The organism is Streptomyces sp. KL116D (assembly GCF_030766975.1).
Lineage (GTDB): Bacteria > Actinomycetota > Actinomycetes > Streptomycetales > Streptomycetaceae > Streptomyces > Streptomyces longispororuber_A.
The window spans coordinates 121,792-137,198 of sequence record NZ_JASERH010000064.1; the positions used below are offsets into that span (position 1 = coordinate 121,792).

At 73.6% G+C, this 15,407-nt stretch carries 14 protein-coding genes and 8 pseudogenes; 5 read left to right on the forward strand and 17 right to left on the reverse strand.

Translation table 11 applies throughout. The annotated features are described in order from the left end of the window. Positions 1 to 6 precede the first annotated feature (6 nt). From RBJ77_RS26570 to RBJ77_RS26580, 3 genes are all read left to right on the forward strand, one after another. A complete protein-coding gene (locus RBJ77_RS26570) occupies positions 7 to 468 on the forward strand; it encodes a hypothetical protein (protein ID WP_372347350.1) in 462 nt (153 codons plus the stop codon). Between the two features lie 900 nt (positions 469 to 1,368). Beyond that, entirely contained in the window at positions 1,369 to 1,524 is a 156-nt protein-coding gene (locus RBJ77_RS26575; protein ID WP_372347351.1) for a hypothetical protein, read from the forward strand. A gap of 43 nt (positions 1,525 to 1,567) precedes the next feature. Continuing rightward, positions 1,568 to 1,891 (forward strand): hypothetical protein, encoded by a 324-nt coding sequence (locus RBJ77_RS26580; protein WP_372347352.1) that lies wholly within the window; start codon positions 1,568 to 1,570, stop codon positions 1,889 to 1,891. A gap of 591 nt (positions 1,892 to 2,482) precedes the next feature. Here RBJ77_RS26580 and RBJ77_RS26585 read toward each other — a convergent pair. The 3 genes and pseudogenes from RBJ77_RS26585 to RBJ77_RS26595 all read right to left on the reverse strand — a co-directional run. After that, positions 2,483 to 2,740 (reverse strand): hypothetical protein, encoded by a 258-nt coding sequence (locus RBJ77_RS26585; protein WP_372347353.1) that lies wholly within the window; start codon positions 2,738 to 2,740, stop codon positions 2,483 to 2,485. A 71-nt stretch (positions 2,741 to 2,811) separates the two neighbouring features. Continuing rightward, a complete protein-coding gene (locus RBJ77_RS26590; protein WP_372347425.1) occupies positions 2,812 to 3,306 on the reverse strand; it encodes a hypothetical protein in 495 nt (164 codons plus the stop codon). Positions 3,307 to 3,367: 61 nt separating this feature from the next. Beyond that, positions 3,368 to 3,625 (reverse strand): annotated as a pseudogene (locus tag RBJ77_RS26595) (hypothetical protein); the annotation flags it as partial. Positions 3,626 to 3,725: 100 nt separating this feature from the next. Between RBJ77_RS26595 and RBJ77_RS26600 the strand changes: the two are divergent. Then, entirely contained in the window at positions 3,726 to 4,037 is a 312-nt protein-coding gene (locus tag RBJ77_RS26600; RefSeq protein WP_372347426.1) for a hypothetical protein, read from the forward strand. Between the two features lie 262 nt (positions 4,038 to 4,299). Here the strand turns inward: RBJ77_RS26600 and RBJ77_RS26605 are convergent. The 13 genes and pseudogenes from RBJ77_RS26605 to RBJ77_RS26665 all read right to left on the reverse strand — a co-directional run. Beyond that, positions 4,300 to 5,491 (reverse strand): annotated as a pseudogene (locus RBJ77_RS26605) (beta-ketoacyl synthase N-terminal-like domain-containing protein); the annotation flags it as partial. Positions 5,492 to 5,594: 103 nt separating this feature from the next. Further along, positions 5,595 to 6,779: pseudogene (locus tag RBJ77_RS26610) on the reverse strand (acyl-CoA dehydrogenase family protein); the annotation flags it as partial. A 30-nt stretch (positions 6,780 to 6,809) separates the two neighbouring features. Beyond that, positions 6,810 to 7,229: a CoA transferase gene (locus RBJ77_RS26615; RefSeq protein ID WP_372347354.1), complete on the reverse strand. Its 420-nt coding sequence runs from the start codon at positions 7,227 to 7,229 to the stop codon at positions 6,810 to 6,812. Continuing rightward, the gene (locus tag RBJ77_RS26620) at positions 7,226 to 7,468 is read right to left on the reverse strand and encodes a hypothetical protein (RefSeq protein WP_372347355.1); all 243 of its coding nucleotides are present in this window, start codon (positions 7,466 to 7,468) and stop codon (positions 7,226 to 7,228) included. Before RBJ77_RS26620 ends, RBJ77_RS26615 begins: the two co-directional genes overlap by 4 nt. Before the next feature lie 209 nt (positions 7,469 to 7,677). After that, a complete protein-coding gene (locus RBJ77_RS26625) occupies positions 7,678 to 7,812 on the reverse strand; it encodes a hypothetical protein (protein WP_372347422.1) in 135 nt (44 codons plus the stop codon). Between the two features lie 213 nt (positions 7,813 to 8,025). Continuing rightward, positions 8,026 to 8,271, reverse strand: coding sequence for a hypothetical protein (locus RBJ77_RS26630; protein ID WP_372347356.1), 246 nt, complete (start codon positions 8,269 to 8,271; stop codon positions 8,026 to 8,028). Continuing rightward, a pseudogene (locus RBJ77_RS26635) lies at positions 8,241 to 8,549 on the reverse strand (acyl-CoA dehydrogenase family protein); the annotation flags it as partial. The gene RBJ77_RS26630 and the pseudogene RBJ77_RS26635, both read right to left, overlap by 31 nt. A 128-nt stretch (positions 8,550 to 8,677) precedes the next feature. Continuing rightward, positions 8,678 to 8,812: pseudogene (locus tag RBJ77_RS26640) on the reverse strand (acyl-CoA dehydrogenase family protein); the annotation flags it as partial. Continuing rightward, positions 8,794 to 9,192, reverse strand: a complete 399-nt coding sequence (locus RBJ77_RS26645; protein WP_372347357.1) for an acyl-CoA dehydrogenase family protein — start codon at positions 9,190 to 9,192, stop codon at positions 8,794 to 8,796. The pseudogene RBJ77_RS26640 and the gene RBJ77_RS26645, both read right to left, overlap by 19 nt. 325 nt (positions 9,193 to 9,517) lie before the next feature. Beyond that, positions 9,518 to 9,814, reverse strand: a pseudogene (locus RBJ77_RS26650) (hypothetical protein); the annotation flags it as partial. After that, the gene (locus RBJ77_RS26655) at positions 9,717 to 10,412 is read right to left on the reverse strand and encodes a hypothetical protein (protein ID WP_372347358.1); all 696 of its coding nucleotides are present in this window, start codon (positions 10,410 to 10,412) and stop codon (positions 9,717 to 9,719) included. The gene RBJ77_RS26655 and the pseudogene RBJ77_RS26650, both read right to left, overlap by 98 nt. Next, positions 10,355 to 11,077, reverse strand: coding sequence for an MFS transporter (locus tag RBJ77_RS26660; protein ID WP_372347359.1), 723 nt, complete (start codon positions 11,075 to 11,077; stop codon positions 10,355 to 10,357). Before RBJ77_RS26660 ends, RBJ77_RS26655 begins: the two co-directional genes overlap by 58 nt. Positions 11,078 to 11,179: 102 nt before the next feature. Then, a pseudogene (locus tag RBJ77_RS26665) lies at positions 11,180 to 12,136 on the reverse strand (LysR substrate-binding domain-containing protein). Between the two features lie 397 nt (positions 12,137 to 12,533). Between RBJ77_RS26665 and RBJ77_RS26670 the strand changes: the two are divergent. Further along, the gene (locus RBJ77_RS26670; protein ID WP_372347360.1) at positions 12,534 to 13,136 is read left to right on the forward strand and encodes a hypothetical protein; all 603 of its coding nucleotides are present in this window, start codon (positions 12,534 to 12,536) and stop codon (positions 13,134 to 13,136) included. Positions 13,137 to 13,156: 20 nt separating this feature from the next. Here RBJ77_RS26670 and RBJ77_RS26675 read toward each other — a convergent pair. Next, a pseudogene (locus tag RBJ77_RS26675) lies at positions 13,157 to 15,329 on the reverse strand (acyl-CoA dehydrogenase). Positions 15,330 to 15,407 lie beyond the last annotated feature (78 nt).

The window sequence follows — 15,407 nt, forward strand, 5'->3', positions numbered from 1 at the left end:
TCGGACATGTCATGGAGGAAGAGCGCCGTCAGCGGATGGCGGGCCTGGCAGCAGGCGCGGGACGAGTGGAAGGCCGACAACGCGCGGATGAAGGCGCACCGCCGCAAGCACGGCAGGCCGGCCGAGGAACTGGGCCCGCCGCCCACCGGCTTCGCGCTGCTGCCCTGGCTGCTGATGGGCCTGGGCGCCGCCTCGAACCTCGTCCAGGGCAAGACCCCCCACCCGTGGGTCGGCGGCCTGGGCCTGTTCCTCTTCAACTCCCTCTACGTGTACGTGGTGTTCCGGGCGTTCCACAAGGTGACCCGGCACGCGACGTCGACCCGGGTCGCGGTCGGCGTGATGACGCTCCTCGCCTGCGGTCTCGCGCGGGCACGTACGGCGGGGCTCGGCTGGCGCTGCTTCCCGCCGCGTCGGGCTCGCCGCGCGCGATCTCCGGGGCCCGTACCTCGGCAAGATCGGGCTCGCTGACCGTGCTCGCGGGCACGGTGGCCGACTGCGCGAGGGCTGGGACGCGGTGAGCGTCTCGTACGGCACGTTCCTGTCCACGATGGTGACGGCGGCGATCCTGTCGCTGTCCGAGACCGTACGGGAACTGCGGGACGCCCGCGAGGCAGCTGGCCCGCCGGGCCGTGGAGCAGGAGCGAAAGCTGCGCTTCTCGCGCGACCGCACGACCTGCTCGGCCACACCCTGTCGGTGATCGTGGTGAAGTCGCGGAGGCGGCCCGGCGGCTCGCGCCGCGCAGCATGGACGCTGCCCTGGAGCAGGTCTCCGACATCGAGGCAGCGTCGGCCGGCAGGCGCTCACCGAGATCCGCGAGGCCGCCACCGGCTACCGCGAGGGCAGCCTCGCCACGCGCTGGACCGGGCGCGTCGGCGCCGACCGCCGCCGGGATCTCCCCGTGGTACGCCACAGTCGGGCCGGCCGCTGTCCGCGCAGACGAGGCACTCCTGGCTGCGGTGCGCGAGGCCGTGACCAACACCGTCCGGCAGGCCAGCGGTGCCACCACCTGCACGATCACCGTCGACAGCACGCCGGAGCGCCCGGCTGCGGGTCTCCGACAACGGCTCGGCCGGCCGCGCCGCGGCCCCCGGCATCGGCGGCACCGGTCTCCAGGCTCACCGAGCGGCTCGCGACGGCGGGCGGCTCCCGGAAGCGCGGGCCCCGGCCTGCGGGCGGGTTCACGGTGACCGCCGAACTGCCGGTGGCGAGCGGGAGTCGTCTGCCCGACGTGGCGCTGCCGCGTAATCTCATCCTGTGACAGAGATGCCTCAGACCACCGCCCGGCCAAGAGCGTATGCGCGTACTGCTCGCGGAGGACCAGGGAATGACGCGCGGCTGCCTCGCCCTCTCCTCGGTCTGAGGAGAGCATGGAAGTCGTCGCGCAGGTCGCGGCGGGCGACGTCACCGTCGACAGCGCCTCGAATGCCACCCGACGTAGGCACTCCTCGACATCGAGCTGCCGCCGCAGCGGTCTGGACGCCGCCGCCGACCTGCGCGACGAGGTCCCGACTGCCGGGTCCTGATCCTCACGACGCTTCGCACGGCCCGGCTAGCCTGCGCCGGGCGATGGAGGCGGGGGCGGCGGGGTTCCTGGTCAAGGACGGCCCGGTCGAGGACTCGCCGAGTCCATCCGCAAGGTGCTGCAGCGGCGAGACCGTCGTCGACCCGGCGCTGGCCGCCGCCGCGCTGTCGGCGGCCCAGTCCGCTGATCGTCCGCGCAGGCGGACGCGCTGCGGCCTCGCGACGGGCGACCGTCTCCTGACATCGCCACGTCAGCTGCACCCTCCGAGTCGACCGTGCGCAACTATCTCGTCGTCGGCGATCGGCAAGACCGGGACCCGCAACCGCATGGAGGCGATGCGCTCCGCACGTCAACAGGGCTGGCTGTAACGGTCACCGCTGCATCGGGTGGCGTGCTCTTTTGGGGGCGCGGGGAACTGCGCGCCCAGCCACGACGAAACGGCCACCCGAGCGACCGGTCACGGGCAGCTGCCCCGACCCCGCTCCTCAATCGCGAGGGGCTTGAGAGCGCGACGAGCAGATCCGGCGACCATCATCGGTCACCCGCTGCACGGGTGGCGTGCTGTGCGCGGGGAACTGCGCGCCCGGCCACGACTAGCTTCGTCAGCCGCCGAGGCTGAGAGCGCGGCATCCAGAGGAGCAGCACCGCGACCGCGACGAGCAGGATCCCGGCGCACTCGCCTGCAGGCCGCCGCGTACCGTGGGTGAGCGCGGCAGTGATCCGCCGCACCGCGAGCGCCCTTCTGCCGCGACGGTCGAGCGATCAGCGAGGCCCAGCGCGCGCCAGCGTCCGTGACGTGCTTGACGAGGCCCGACACCAGGCCCGCGTCACCGCGCGCGCGCCCGACGCGGGCGCCAGCGTACGCCAGCGGGGTCAGTCGCGAAGCCTCGCGCCCGCCATCATCACGATGCCCGGCAGCATGAGCGAGTCACGACGTAACTGCCGTCGGCGCGTGCCAGTCAGTCGACCGCCAGGCGAACCCGGCCGCGGTCACGAGGACACCGGCCACCGCCACGTTCCGTGCCCCGCAGCGCGAGCATCAGGCGCGGCGCGAGCTTGGAGCCCGCCGCGACGACCGCGAGCGAGCTGGGCACGAGGCCAGGCCTCGCCTCGATCGGCGTGTAGCCGAGGACGTTCTGCGCGTACAGCGTCATGAAGAACCACATGGCGAACGAGCCCATGCCGCACACGAACATCGCGGCGTTCGCGGCCGCCACCGAGCGACCTTGAACAGGGCGAGCGGCTCAGCGGCAGCGCGCACGGGCCTCGACGACGAGGAACGCCGCGATCAGCGCGAGGGCCGCGCCGAGCGGCACCAGGGTCGCCGCGGCGCCTCCAGCCCTCGGCCCATTCCGTCTGCACGCATGGCGTAGGCGAGGTCGCCGTGCCCGCGGTGACGAGCAGCGCGCCCGGCAGGTCGAGCCGGCGCGCTCGCCGCCCGCGCGGGACTCTTGATCCAGCGGGCGGCGCCGCGCGAGGACGACGGCGCCGAGCGGCACGCTGACGAGGAGCACCCGCAGCGCCAGTTCAGGCCCTCCGTGAGGACGCCGCCGACCAGGCCGCCGGCCGCGCCGCCGCCGCGCCGACCGCGGTCCAGGTGGCGATGGCCGGGCCGGGCCGCGCCCTCGGGGACGGCGGAGGTGAGGATGGTCAGGGTGGAGGGGGCGAGGACCGCGGCGCCCAGGCCCTGCACGGCCCGCGCGGCGAGCAGCCGCCAGTCGTCCTGGGCGAGCCCGCCGGCGAGCGAGGCGAGGGTGAACAGACCGAGGCCGACCAGGAACATCTCGCTTGCGCCCGAACAGGTCGCCCGCGCGCCCGCCGAGCAGCATGAAACCGGCGAAGGCGATCGAGTAGGCGTTCACGACCCACTGCAGGCCCGAGGCGCTGAGCCCGAGGTCGGCGCGCATGCGAGGCAGCAGCGCGACGTTCACGACGGAGACGCCGATGCTAACGACGAGGAACTTCGTCCGGCATCGTGGCCACGGCGACCACCAGCCAGGTGGGCGGTGCGGGCCTCGGTCACGTGCACATCGCGGCATCTGCGGCGGTCGGGGTCTGGAGCATGGATGTCGTGGTCGCAGGGCGAGCGCGCCCGCGTACATCAGATTTCGGCGCAGCGGTCCCGGGGCCCCGGTCTACGGCCCGGGACCTAGGACCCGATATTGCGTTGCCGCCGGGCGGTCCGGTCCGACAGTCACCCGGGTGACCTCCACCGCCTTCTCCCACAAGCCCGTGCTGACCGGTCGAGCGGGTCGCGCTGCGGCCGTCCACCGAGGCCGACGCCGAGACCAGCGGGCCGGGATCATCGCGATCCCGAGGTGCCGCACTTTCAACACCGGCGGTGACACCGCTCTCACCCTGGAGCGGCTGCGCGAGTGGTACGGCTCGCGCGGCGCGCAGGACGACCGGCTCGACCTGGCCGTCACGGACCGCGCGACGCGAGCTGGTCGGCGCAGGTCAGTCCTGAACGAGTGGGACCCGGCCCACCGCGGCGCGCCACCTTCCGCACCCTGATGGGCCCGCGCGGCCGGCCGCGGTCTGGGCACCGAGGCGACCGCCCGATCGCCGGGTACGGCCTCGACCGCCGGACCGCACCGCATCCAGCTGATGGCGTTCGCGGACAACCACCGGCCCGGCACGTGTACGAGAAGGTCGGCTTCTGTCCTGGCGCGTGCACCGCAGCAGTCAGCTGCGGGACGGCGTCTGGCAGGACGAGGCGACCATGGCGGTCCTCGCCGACGACTGGCGGGCCCGCTGAGCGTCGGCCGCCGTCAGGCCGCCGCACCATCGTCACCACGGCCGCCCCGCCGAGCCCGATGTTGCGCGCGAGTCCGGTGCGCGCCCCGGCGACCTGCCGGGCGCCCGCCTCGCCGCGCAGCTGCCAGGTCAGCTCGGCGACCTGGGCGAGCGCCCGTGGCGCCCAGCGGATGGCTCTGCGACCGATCGGGCCGCCGGACGGGTTCACCACCCGCGGCCGCCGTACGTCGTCGCGCCGGACTCGACGAGCTTGCCCGACTCGCCCTCGCCGCACATGCCGAGCGCCTCGTAGGCGAGGAGTTCGTTGACGGAGAAGCAGCCGTGCAGTTCGACGACGTCCACGCCGTCGATGCCGGTGCCCGACGCCTCGTAGACCTGGCGGGCCGCCGCCCGCGACATGGGCTGTCCGACGACGTCGACGCACGAGCCGGACGCGAAGGACTCCTCGGTGTCCGTGGTCATCGCCTGGGCGACGATCTCGACGGCCTTCTCCCCAGGCCCCGTTCCTCGACGAAGCGTTCGGAGACGACGACGGCCGCCGCCGCGCCGTCGGGGGTCGGCGAGCACTGGAGCTTGGTGAGCGGGGTGTGGATGGCCTTCGCGGCGAGATCTCGTCGACCGTGTACGGGTCCTGGAACCGCGCGTACGGGTTGTTGACCGAGTGCCGGTGGTTCTTGGCGCCGACCGCCGCGAGCTGGGCCGCGGTCGTGCCGTACTTCTCCATGTGCCGCGGGCCGCGTCGCCGAAGATCTGGGCGGTGGGCGGACTCATCTCGAAGCCGTGCCGGGCGGCCATGATGCCGTAGTGGCGGGCGACCGGGGACGTCTTGAAGTCGGCTCCGGCGTCGGCCCCTGCCGCCGAGCGCGCGCCGCGCTGCATCTTCTCGAAGCCGACGGCGAGCACGCAGTCGCTGACGCCGCCCTCGACGAACTGGCGGGCCATCATCAGGGCGGTGGAGCCGGTCGCGCAGTTGTTGTTGACGTTGTAGACGGGGACGCCCGTCAACCCCAGTTCGTAGACGGCGCGTTGGCCTGCCGTGGAGGCCTGGAAGCAGTAGCCGACGGGGACCTGCTGTACGTCGCCGTAGGCGATCCCGGCGTCGGTGAGCGCGGCGCCGCCGGCCTCCTTCACCATGTCCCAGTACTGCCAGTCCCGGCTCTCGGGCTTCTCGAACTTGGTCATGCGCCGACGCCGACTATGTACGACTTCATGGCTGCGCAGCCTCCTGCCACTACCTGACGGACCGTCAGATAGTGGCAGGGCGAGGGCGAGTAACGCAGCGCCGCGCGCCCGTCGGCGCCTGGCCGAGCGCTTGAGCGTGTGCATCTCGGAGGTGCCCTCGTAGGTGAGGACGGACTCCGGGTTGTTGGCGTGCCGGATCACCGGCACTCGACAGCGAGATGCCGTTCGCGCCGAGGATCGTGCGGGCGAGTGCGGCGGATCTCGATGGCCTCGCGGACGTTGTCCAGCATTGCCGAAGCTGATCTGGGCCGGGTGGACCCCGGCGTCCGAGTCCTTCAGGGCCGACAGGTGCAGCGCGGTGAGCGTCGCCTGTGGAGTTCGAGGTTGGCGTGTCAGACCAGCTTCTGCTGGGTGAGCTGAAGCCCGCGATCGGCCGTTGCCCAGACACTGCTCGCGCTGCAGGGCGTGCCAGTCCCGCGCCGCCGTCCAGGCCGAGCGGGCCGCGCCGGTGACGCAGACGATGCCGTACCGGGCCTCGTTCAGGCGGGTCAGCGGCGCTCCGGCACGCACGCGCGCCCCGGGGAGCTGGGCCGAGGCCGGGAGGCGGACGCCGTCCAGCACCAGCTCGCTCGTCACCGACGCAAGCGCAGCGGCATCTTGTGCTTGACTCGGCGGTGAGCGGAGTAGCCGCGTCGGTAGGGCACGACGAAGCCGCGCACCCCGTCACTCGGTCTGTGCGCCCAGACGACGGCGACGGCCGCCACCGAGCCGTTCGTGACCACATCTCTGCGTGCCGTCGAGGATCCAGTCGTCGCCGTCCCGGCGCGCCCGCGCCGTCATGGAGGCCGGGTCGGAGCCGTGGTCGGGCTCGCCGGGCCGAAGCTGGTGCCGATGGCACTCGCCCGCGGCCATCCGCGGCAGCCACTCCTGCTTCTGCCCTCTCGGAGCCGAGCGCGGTGGATCGCGAACATGGCCAGGAGGACCCCTGGACCGAGACGAAGGACCGCAGGCCGGAGTCCAGTGGCCTCCAGTCTCACGGCTGCGATGCCGCACGCATCGGGCCGACAGGCCGGCGCAGCCGTACCCTCCAGGTGCATGCCGAGCAGGCCCATCTTGCCGAACTCCCTGCGCGAGTCGGGCAGGTCACGGCAGCTCGCCCGCCTCGAGACCATTAGTCGGCGATGTGCGGCTCGACCTTGCCGCCGAGGTGCCTGGCGCACCGTGAAATCGCGCACGGCGCGCTCCTCGTCGGTGAGGAGTGCTTCGAGAGTTCAGCGGGTCGACGGGGTCGCAGGGCGGGGAACGGCATGGGACCAGGCTCCTTGCGGTGAGGGTGGTGGTGCTGGCTCAGTCGGACGGGTTCAGAAGACGGTCGATCTCGCTTCTCCTCGTACCCGAGTTCGGCGAGTATCGCGCGGCTGTCCCGGCCCAATATCGTGGGCGGGGCGCTGCGGACCGGCGGGCGCTCGCCGCGGAACGTGACGGGGACGCGACCTGCTGGAGCGGGCCCACGCCGGCGTGGTCGACCGTCTGCACCATGCCGAGGGCCGCGGTCTGCGGGCGAGGCGTAGACCTCGCCGATGGGTGCGGATGGCGGCGACGGGCACGCCGAGGAGGCTTTCTGAGCAGGGCGGTCCAGTGGGCGACCGGCTCGTCGACGAGGACGGACTCCAGCTTGGCGTTGAGCGCCGTGCGGTGCGCCACGCGGTCGCGGTTGGCCGCGAACCGGGTCGGCGTCCGCCCACTCGCGATGACCGAGGCGGTCACCAGGCGGCGAACAGGGCGTCGTCGCACGACCAGCGATCACGAAGTGGCCGCCGGCGGCCGGGTACGCCTGGCGCCGGGACGAGGCTGGGGTGGCCGGAGCCCAGGCGGGCGGGCCGCTCGCCGGTGGCGAAGCAACCGGTGGCCCAGTTGATGTGCAGGGCGAGCTGCGACTCGTACAGGGACGTCGTGACGTACGCCGCGGCCCGTGCGCTCGCGTTCGACGAGAGGGCCGCGTTCACGCCGATGAGGCCGAAGAGGGCGGCGCGAGGTCGCCCATCGCGTAGCCGGCCTTGACGGAGCGGTCCGTCGGAGCTCGCCGGTGAGGGACATCAGGCCCCGCGCGCTCGCCTCGGGCAGCCACCATGTCGTAGCCGGGCTCGTCGCGCAGCGCGTCCGGTGTCGCCGAACGCCGAGATGTGCAGGATGACCAGGCGCGGGTAGCGCGCGCTCAGCTCACTTGTAGTCGAAGAGCCGGGCCAGCGAGGTGCCGGGGCGGAAGTTCTCCACCACTGACGTCCGCTGCGTCGGCGAGCATGCGGTGCACGGCCTCCTGGCCGCCCGCGGACTTGAGGTCGAGGGTCACCGAGCGCTTGTTGCGGTTGGCGGCCAGGTAGCACGTGGCGTCGAGGGCCGCTGAAGGGCGGGCAGGAGCGGGTCCAGGCCAGCCGCCGTCGGGGTGCGTCGACCTTGATGACGTCGGCGCCGAGGTCGGCCAGCGACATGGTGACGTACGGGCCCGCCGCGAGGACCTTGGAGAGGTCGACGCGACCTTCATGCCCGTCCGCGCCGGCTCTGGTCAGGCACGGTCGGTCTCCCGAGTAAGGTCGGCGAGCGGGACCCGGCCACCGTCCGCCAGCGCGGCGAAGTGTTCCAGGGCGGGGCGGCGCAGCGCGGCCGGGTCGAAATCGGTGACGGCGCTGTAGGTGCGCGCGACGAGGCGGCGCGGCCGTCGCCGGTGGTGCGCGTCTCGTGGTCGGCCTGGTCGTGCAGGAGCGTCTCCACGACGGCGCGTCAGCTCGTCGGCGTACCGGCCGATCCGCATCTCCTGCTCGTCGGGCGGGAGTTGGAGGAGGCGTCGCCCTTCTTGCGGAGCAGTTCCCAGCGGTCACGGGTGGCCGGGCGGTCGCCGTAGGCGTGTCGGCGAGGGTGGTGTGGGCCTGCTGGCGGCGCGCGCAGCGCAGCACGTCGAGGGCGATGACGTTCGACTGAGCCCTCCCAGATGGAGCCGAGGTGGGCGTCGCGCACCAGGCGCGGGTTGACCCAGTCCTCGATGTAGCCGTTGCCGCCGCGGATCTCCATGGCCTCGCCGGTGACGGTGCGGGCCCGCTTGCACGGGTGTGCTTGGCGAGCGGGGTGAGGACGCGGACCAGCGCGCGGGCGTCGGCATCGCCGCCGTCGGCCTCCGTGAGGCGGGCGGCCGCCTCGATCACCAGGTGCAGGGCTGCTTCCGTGTCGAGGATCATCGGGAGCAGCGTGGCCCGCATCAGCGGCTGGTCGAAGAGGGGCTTGCCGAAGACGTGGCGGACGCGGGTGTGGTCGACCGACTCGCGGACGGCGCGGCGCATCAGGGCGGTGGCGCGCATGGCGTTGGAGAGCCGGAGACGTTGAGCATCTCGGCCATCTGCCGGAATCCGTCGGTGAGTCGGCCGACGGGGGTCGCGTACGCCTCGTCGAGGGTCACCTCGCCGCTCGCGATGGACTTCGAGCCGAGCTTGTCCTGAGGCGGTCGATGCGGATCGCGTTGCGGCTGCCGTCGGGGCGCAGTCGCGGCACCAGGAACATGCCGAGGCCGCGGGTGCCGTCGCCCTGGCCCGGGACGCGGGCGAGGGTGAGTGATCACGTCGGCGGACGGGTTCGAGGCGAACCACTTCTGGCCGGTGAGCGTCCAGTGCGTGCCCCGGTCGGTGGCGACGGTCTCCGTGAGTCCGACGTCGGTGCCGCCCTGCTTCTCCGTCATGAACATCGCGCCGGTGGCGCGGAGTTCGGGGTCGGTGGAGGACAGGGCCGCTATCTCGTCGGCGTACCGCTCGAGGGTCGAACAGGCGCAGGATGCGGGCGGCGGAGTCCGTCATGGAGAGCGGACGGAGCCATGCCGAACTCGGCCTGCACGTACAGGTAGGAGAGGGCGTACTTGACGGTGTGCGGGACCTTCGTGGGCCAGCCGAGGACGCCGGGCCCGTGCGACATCGCGGCGAGTCGAAGCGCTCGTAGGCGATGGCCGCCGCCCGGTCGTGGGCGGGGTGGAAGGCGATCTCGTCGACACGGGTGCCGTCGGCGGCGTACTGGACGAGGCGCGGCGGGTTGGCGTCGGCGAGGGCGGCCTGCCGGTCGAGGTCTCCCGCGGCGAGCTCGCCGAGCTCGGCGAGGAGGGGTTCGACGCGGGTGCGGTCCGCCGCGGACAGGACGCGGTCGAGGAGGGGGCGCAGGGCGGGGTCGCGGTCGGCGTAGTTCAAGGGGACTTCCAGGTGTGAGGTGGGAGGGGTGCCGTCACGGGGCGCTGCCCCCGACCCCGCTGCTCGATCGCCGCAGGGGCTCGATGTGGGCGGGCGCGCTCTCTTCCGTGCGGGCCAGCAGCGGCAGCACACCCGCCAGGGTGATCGCGGTGTAGGCCAGGCCAAGCGCCACGACCGGCCAGATCGAGCCGAAGGCGGTGAGCGAGGTACTGGGAGACGATCGGCGCGGTGCCGGCGAGAGGGTCGTGCACAGCTGGTACGACAGCGACATGCCGGTGTAGCGGACCTCGACGGGGAACACGCGGGCGAGGATCCCGGCGAGTGCGGCGTGGTACATGGCGTGCGGGAAGGTCGCGAGGCCCATGCCGAGGACGGCGAGCCAGAAGTTGCCGGTGCCGACGAGGACGAACATCAGCGGCAGCACGACGAATTCGGGCAGCAGCATCCACAACACGGCCTTGCGCACCGGCCACTTGCTCGCCAGCACCGCGCCGAAGGGCTGCACGACCACCTGGACGACGAGCGCGAGGGCGATGACCGTGAGGAACGCCGACCGGTCGAAGCCGAGGTCGGAGGTGGCCCAGGACAGGGCGAACGTCGTCTTCACATAGGTGATGGCGACGCCCGCGGTGCCCGCGAAAACGCCGAGGACGACGAGCAGCGGAAAACGGGTCAGCACGGTCTTGATGGGCAGCTTGACCGGCTTGTCACGGGCGAGGGCGGCCTGCATCTCGGGCGTCTCGGCGAGCCTGCGAGGCGGATGAAGAGGCCGACGGCGACCAGGACGGCCGAGAACAGGAACGGGACGCGCCAGCCCCACGACTCGAAGGCGGCGTCCGGGAGTTGGGCGATGCCGAGGAAGGCGATCGTGGCCAGCAGGTTGCCGACCGGGGAGCCCTGCTGGGCGAAGGCGCCGTAGAGCAGCTTGCGCTTGGGCGGGGCGTACTCGGTGGCGATGAGCACGGCGCCGCCCCACTCGCCGCCCATGGCGACGCCCTGGATCATGCGCAGCAGGATCAGCAGGACCGGGGCGGCGGCGCCGATCTGGTCGTAGCCGGGGAGCAGTCCCACGCAGAAGGTGGCGGCGCCCATCATCGTGAGCGTGGTGACGAGGGCCTTCTTGCGGCCGTACCGGTCGCCGAAGTGTCCGAAGATCAGGCCGCCGAGCGGCCGGGCGAGGAAGCCGACCCAGAAGGTGGCGAAGGCGGCGAGGGTGCCGACGGCCGGTGAGGCGCCGGTGAAGAAGATCTTGCCGAGGACCAGCGCGGACGCCGATCCGTAGATGTAGAAGTCGAACCACTCGATGGTGGTGCCGACGAAGGCGGTGACGCCGGCGCGGCGGGCGTCACGGGCCCGGCTCGCTGCGTCCCCGGGGACGGGGGCGGCTTGCGGCATGACGAGCGTCCGCTCGTAGCGGCAGGTCCCGCTGCGAGGAGAACGACAGGTGCGGCCCGCCCTCGCTCCGTCGCGAGACGTGGATCACTCTGCACCGCGCCATTAGGTGGTGTCCAAGACCAATAACGCCCTGGATTGAGACGTCATCCAGCATGATCCTGCGCAGTCGGGCGGCGTCGGCAGCACTTCTTCCGCCACGCGCAGCACGGCCTCCAGGGCAGCCGACTTGTTGCCGGTGCGCCAGCCGAGGGCGATCGGCAGGACGGGCACCTCGTCCCCGACGAGGGGCCGGAACACCACGTGCTCGAGATGGATGCTGCGGGCGGACTCGACGACCACGGCGACCCCGACACCGGCGCCCACCAGGGCAGCATGTTGTACGAGTCCGGGGCCTCCTGCGCGATCCGGGGCGCGAACCCGGCGTCGTGGCAGGCCTGCACCATCGCCTCGCGCACCGCCGACTCCCGGGAGAGCGGGAACGTCACGATGGGTTCGCCCGCCAGCTCCCGCACGGGCACCTCGTCGCGGGCCGCGAGCGGATGACTGTCAGGGCAGGGCGAGCACGAGGCGCTCCATGCGGACGACGCGGGCGGTGATGCCGCGCCGCACCGGCAGCGCCACGAAGCCGACGTCGAGGGTGCCGTCGGTGACCCGGCGCAGCGCCTCACCGGTGTAGGTCTGTCCCATCAGCACCAGCTCGATCCCGGGGTGCTGGGAGGTGACGGCGCGGGTGAGCAGCGGCAGCGCGGAGTAGCTGCTGGCGCCCGCGAAGCCGACCGTGACCCGGCCGACCTCGCCGAGGTGCGCGGCGCGCACGGTGCGGCGGACGGCGGAGGCGTCGGCGAGCAGCCGCCGCGCGGGCTCCACGAGCGCCTGCCCGGCCGGGGTGAGGCGGACGGTGCGGGTCGTGCGGTCGAAGAGCCTGACCCCGAGGTCCCGTTCGAGGAGCCTGATCTGCTGGCTGAGCGGCGACTGCGCGATGTGCAGGCGCTCGGCGGCCCGCCCGAAGTGCAGTTCCTCGGCCACGGCCACGAATCCGGTGAGGTGTTTGAGCTCCACGGGGGCGACGATACGGGGGCAGGTGACGGTGCTGCCGCTCACCGCGGCCCGGCGGCCGGCCGGCGCGTGGCAGGAGGGGCGCGGCCCCGGCGTGCTGGTCGTCCGGATGGAGAGGGCGGACGGTCCGTGGCGGGCCAGGCTCCAGGGGTTCGGTCCTCAGGACGCGCCGGATCCCGTGGCGGCCGTGCCTTCGCGGGGCCCGTCCCGCTGTCCGGGCGGACTCCGGCGAAGACGGCCGGGGGCCGGAAGGCGTCGCGCTGGGGCCGGCGCGGCCGGAGCCGAGCGGGAGCCGGGGCGTCGCCACGTCGGCCTGATCCCGCTCCCGCCGCGCCGCCCTGTGGCATGCTCGCGCTCACGCCGCCCGGCGTGGAGACCGAGGCCGACGGGGGACGCGACGATGACCGGAGTCCGGGGTGCCCGGCGGGTGCTGCTGCCCGTGGTGGGGGCGGTGGCACTCGTCCTGCTGGTGATGGCGGTGGCGCACGGTGTGCACCGGCCGGAGGGCGCGGGCGACGCCTACCGGCGCGCCCACCCGGCCCCGACCGCGGTCTCGTCGCGCGCGCGTCCCGAAGGACTTCCGCTGTCCCGGCGAGGACCCGTCGCCCTCGCCGACCGGCTCCCCGTCCCCGACGGGGCCACCGCGCAGCCGGGCGACCACTACGCCGAGAACCACGGCTTCCGCGTGCCGTTCGCGCTGCACGGGCAGCGCCGGTGCGACGGACTGGCCGCGGTGCGGCGGGTGGAGCACGCGCTCCGGCCGCTGCGCGAGCGCGGCGACTTCACCGCGAAGAGCGCCGCCAGCGGGCGCTGGTCGCGTTCGGCTTCCCGACGGTGGCGTGCGGGCGCAGCGGGACAGCGCCGGGGTGTACTTCCTCGTCACCGTCGACCGGACGCCACTGTGCGTGGAGGGCGCCCTGTACCCGGCGGGCCTGCGGGCCGACGCGCCTTCGGCGGCTACCCCGACCACGTCGGCTGCGACCTGCCCTCCGGCGGCCACTGACCGCCGGAAGGCACCGGACGTCAGTCCCTGGGCAGCCCCAGGATCCGCTCGGCCACGACGTTGAGCTGGACCTGGGTGGTCCCCCGGCGATGGTCAGACAGCGCGACAGCAGGAACCCGTGCAGCGCCCGCTCGCCGGGCCTCCGCAACGCGCCCGCCGGGCCGAGGAGTTCGAGGGCCAGCTCCGCGACCTTCTGCTGGTGCGGGGTCTGCACCAGCTTCCGCACGGACGCCCCGGCCCCGGCTCCTCCCCCGCGACCTGGCGCATGAGTCGTGCGCAGCCCGATGCAGGCCAGAGCGTGCGCCTCGGTCGCCAGGGCGCCGATCCTGGCCCGGTGGGCGCCGTCCAGGTCGCCGGAGCGGGCGAGGAGCGCCTCCAGGCCCGTGTCGAACGTCAACTGGTCGGCCATGTGGACGCGTTCGTTGCCGAGCGTGTGCCGGGCGACCGCCAGCCGTCGTCGACGTCGCCGATCACCGCGTCCGCGGGCAGCAGCACGTCGTCGAAGTAGACCTCGTTGAAGAGGGAGTCCCCGGTGATCTCGCGCAGCGGCCTGACGTCGATCCCCGTCGTGTGCTTCATGTCGACGACGAAGTAGGTGAGGCCCTGTGTGCTTGGGGGCGTCCGGGTTCGTGCGGGCGAGCAGGATGCCGTGGTCCGCCCACTGCGCGGCGCTCGTCCACACCTTCTGGCCGTTGATCCGCCAGCGCCCGTCCGGCAGCCGCTCCGCCTTCGTGCGCAGCGAGGCCAGGTCGGATCCCGCACCCGGTTCGGAGAAGAGCTGGCACCACAGCAGCTCGCCGCGGAGCGTCGGCGGGAGGTAGCGGTCGCGCTGGGCCTCGGTGCCGTAGGTGAGGAGCGAGGGGACGACCCAGGTGGCGATGCCGAGGTCGCTGACCTTCACCCCGGCCGCCGTCAACTCGCTCTGGACCGCGAGCTGTTGGACGGGCCCCGCACCGATCCCGTACGGCGGGGGCAGGTGCGGCGCCGCGTATCCGGTGGGGGCGAGGGCGCGGCGGGCGGCGCCGGGTCGAGGCCGCGGGCCACCCCGACGACGGCGCGGGTCCGCTCCCGGTACGCGTCGGCCTCGGCGGGCAGGTCGAGCCGCAGTTCCCGGCGGGCGCCGGACTCGGCGAGCCGGACGGCGCGCAGCCGGTGCGCGTCGCCCGCGCCGAGCAGCTGGCGGGCGACGACGGCCCGGCGCAGATGGAGGTGGGCGTCGTGCTCCCAGGTGAAGCCGGTGCCGCCGAGGATCTGGATGCAGTCCTTGGCGCAGCCGTACGCGGCGTCGAGCGCGGCGCCGGCGGCGAGCGCGGCGACCAGTCCGCGGACGTCGTCGGCGGCCTCGTCTCGCCGAGGGCGCGGGCCGCGTCCCACACCAGCGCGCCCGCCTGCTCGACGCGGACGAGCATGTCGGCGCAGAGGTGCTTGACGCCCTGGAACTGGCCGATGGGCCGCCCGAACTGTTCGCGCACCTTGGCGTGGTCGGCCGCGGTGCGCAGCGCCCACCCGGCGGTGCCGCAGGCGTCGGCGGCGAGCAGCACCGCCGCCAGGTCGCGGACGAGGGAGCCGTCCACGGCGAGCACCGGTCGGCGGGGACGGCCGCGCCGGCCGCGGCGATCCCCGCGGTGAGGTCTGGTCGGGTCGGCGCTCTCGTGGGCGCGCACGGTGAGGCCCGGGGTGTCGGCGTCGACGGCGATCCAGACGGGCCCCTCGGCGCTCTCGGCGGCCAGGACGAGCAGGTCGGCGTCGGCTCCGGTGAGGACGGGCGGCGCGGTCCCGTCGAGCACGAGTCCGTCGGGCCCGGCCACGGCCGTGAGCCCGCCGGGCCCGAACGCGACGGCCCCGATCCGGTCGCCCGTGGCGAGGCCGCGGGCGAGCTCCCGGCACCCGCCCGGCGCAGCACCTCGGCCGCGAGGGCGCTGCCCAGGAACGGGCCGGGCAGCGCCGCCCGGCCCGCCTCCTCGGCGACCACCGCGAGATCGAGGAGGGTCCCGCCGCCGCCCCGTACGACTCGGGCAGGTGCACGCCGAGCAGTCCCTGGGCGGCGAGTCCGTCCCAGTGGGACGGGCGGTGGCCGGGGGCGGCCGGGGCGTCGAGCAGTTTGCGCACCTCGTCGGGCGGTACGGCGCGCGCGATCCAGCCGCGCACGGCGTCCGCGAGTTCCCGCTGTTCCTGCGTGATGGCGATGCCCATGCGGCGCACGGTAGAACACGTTCCAGTAGAGCGGAAGACCGAATCTGACGCCAAGTCAGAAACCATCCGAGGGCGTTC

Bases quoted from the DNA above. Each gene is read 5' to 3' on its own strand.
- RBJ77_RS26570 (WP_372347350.1), top strand. From the start codon at position 7: ATGTCATGGAGGAAGAGCGCCGTCAGCGGATGGCGGGCCTGGCAGCAG.
- RBJ77_RS26575 (WP_372347351.1), top strand. From the start codon at position 1,369: ATGGAAGTCGTCGCGCAGGTCGCGGCGGGCGACGTCACCGTCGACAGC.
- RBJ77_RS26580 (WP_372347352.1), top strand. From the start codon at position 1,568: ATGGAGGCGGGGGCGGCGGGGTTCCTGGTCAAGGACGGCCCGGTCGAG.
- RBJ77_RS26590 (WP_372347425.1), bottom strand. From the start codon at position 3,306: ATGTTCCTGGTCGGCCTCGGTCTGTTCACCCTCGCCTCGCTCGCCGGC.
- RBJ77_RS26630 (WP_372347356.1), bottom strand. From the start codon at position 8,271: ATGCGGATCGGCCGGTACGCCGACGAGCTGACGCGCCGTCGTGGAGAC.
- RBJ77_RS26645 (WP_372347357.1), bottom strand. From the start codon at position 9,192: ATGTTCATGACGGAGAAGCAGGGCGGCACCGACGTCGGACTCACGGAG.
- RBJ77_RS26655 (WP_372347358.1), bottom strand. From the start codon at position 10,412: ATGCAGGCCGCCCTCGCCCGTGACAAGCCGGTCAAGCTGCCCATCAAG.
- RBJ77_RS26660 (WP_372347359.1), bottom strand. From the start codon at position 11,077: ATGCCGCAAGCCGCCCCCGTCCCCGGGGACGCAGCGAGCCGGGCCCGT.
- RBJ77_RS26670 (WP_372347360.1), top strand. From the start codon at position 12,534: ATGACCGGAGTCCGGGGTGCCCGGCGGGTGCTGCTGCCCGTGGTGGGG.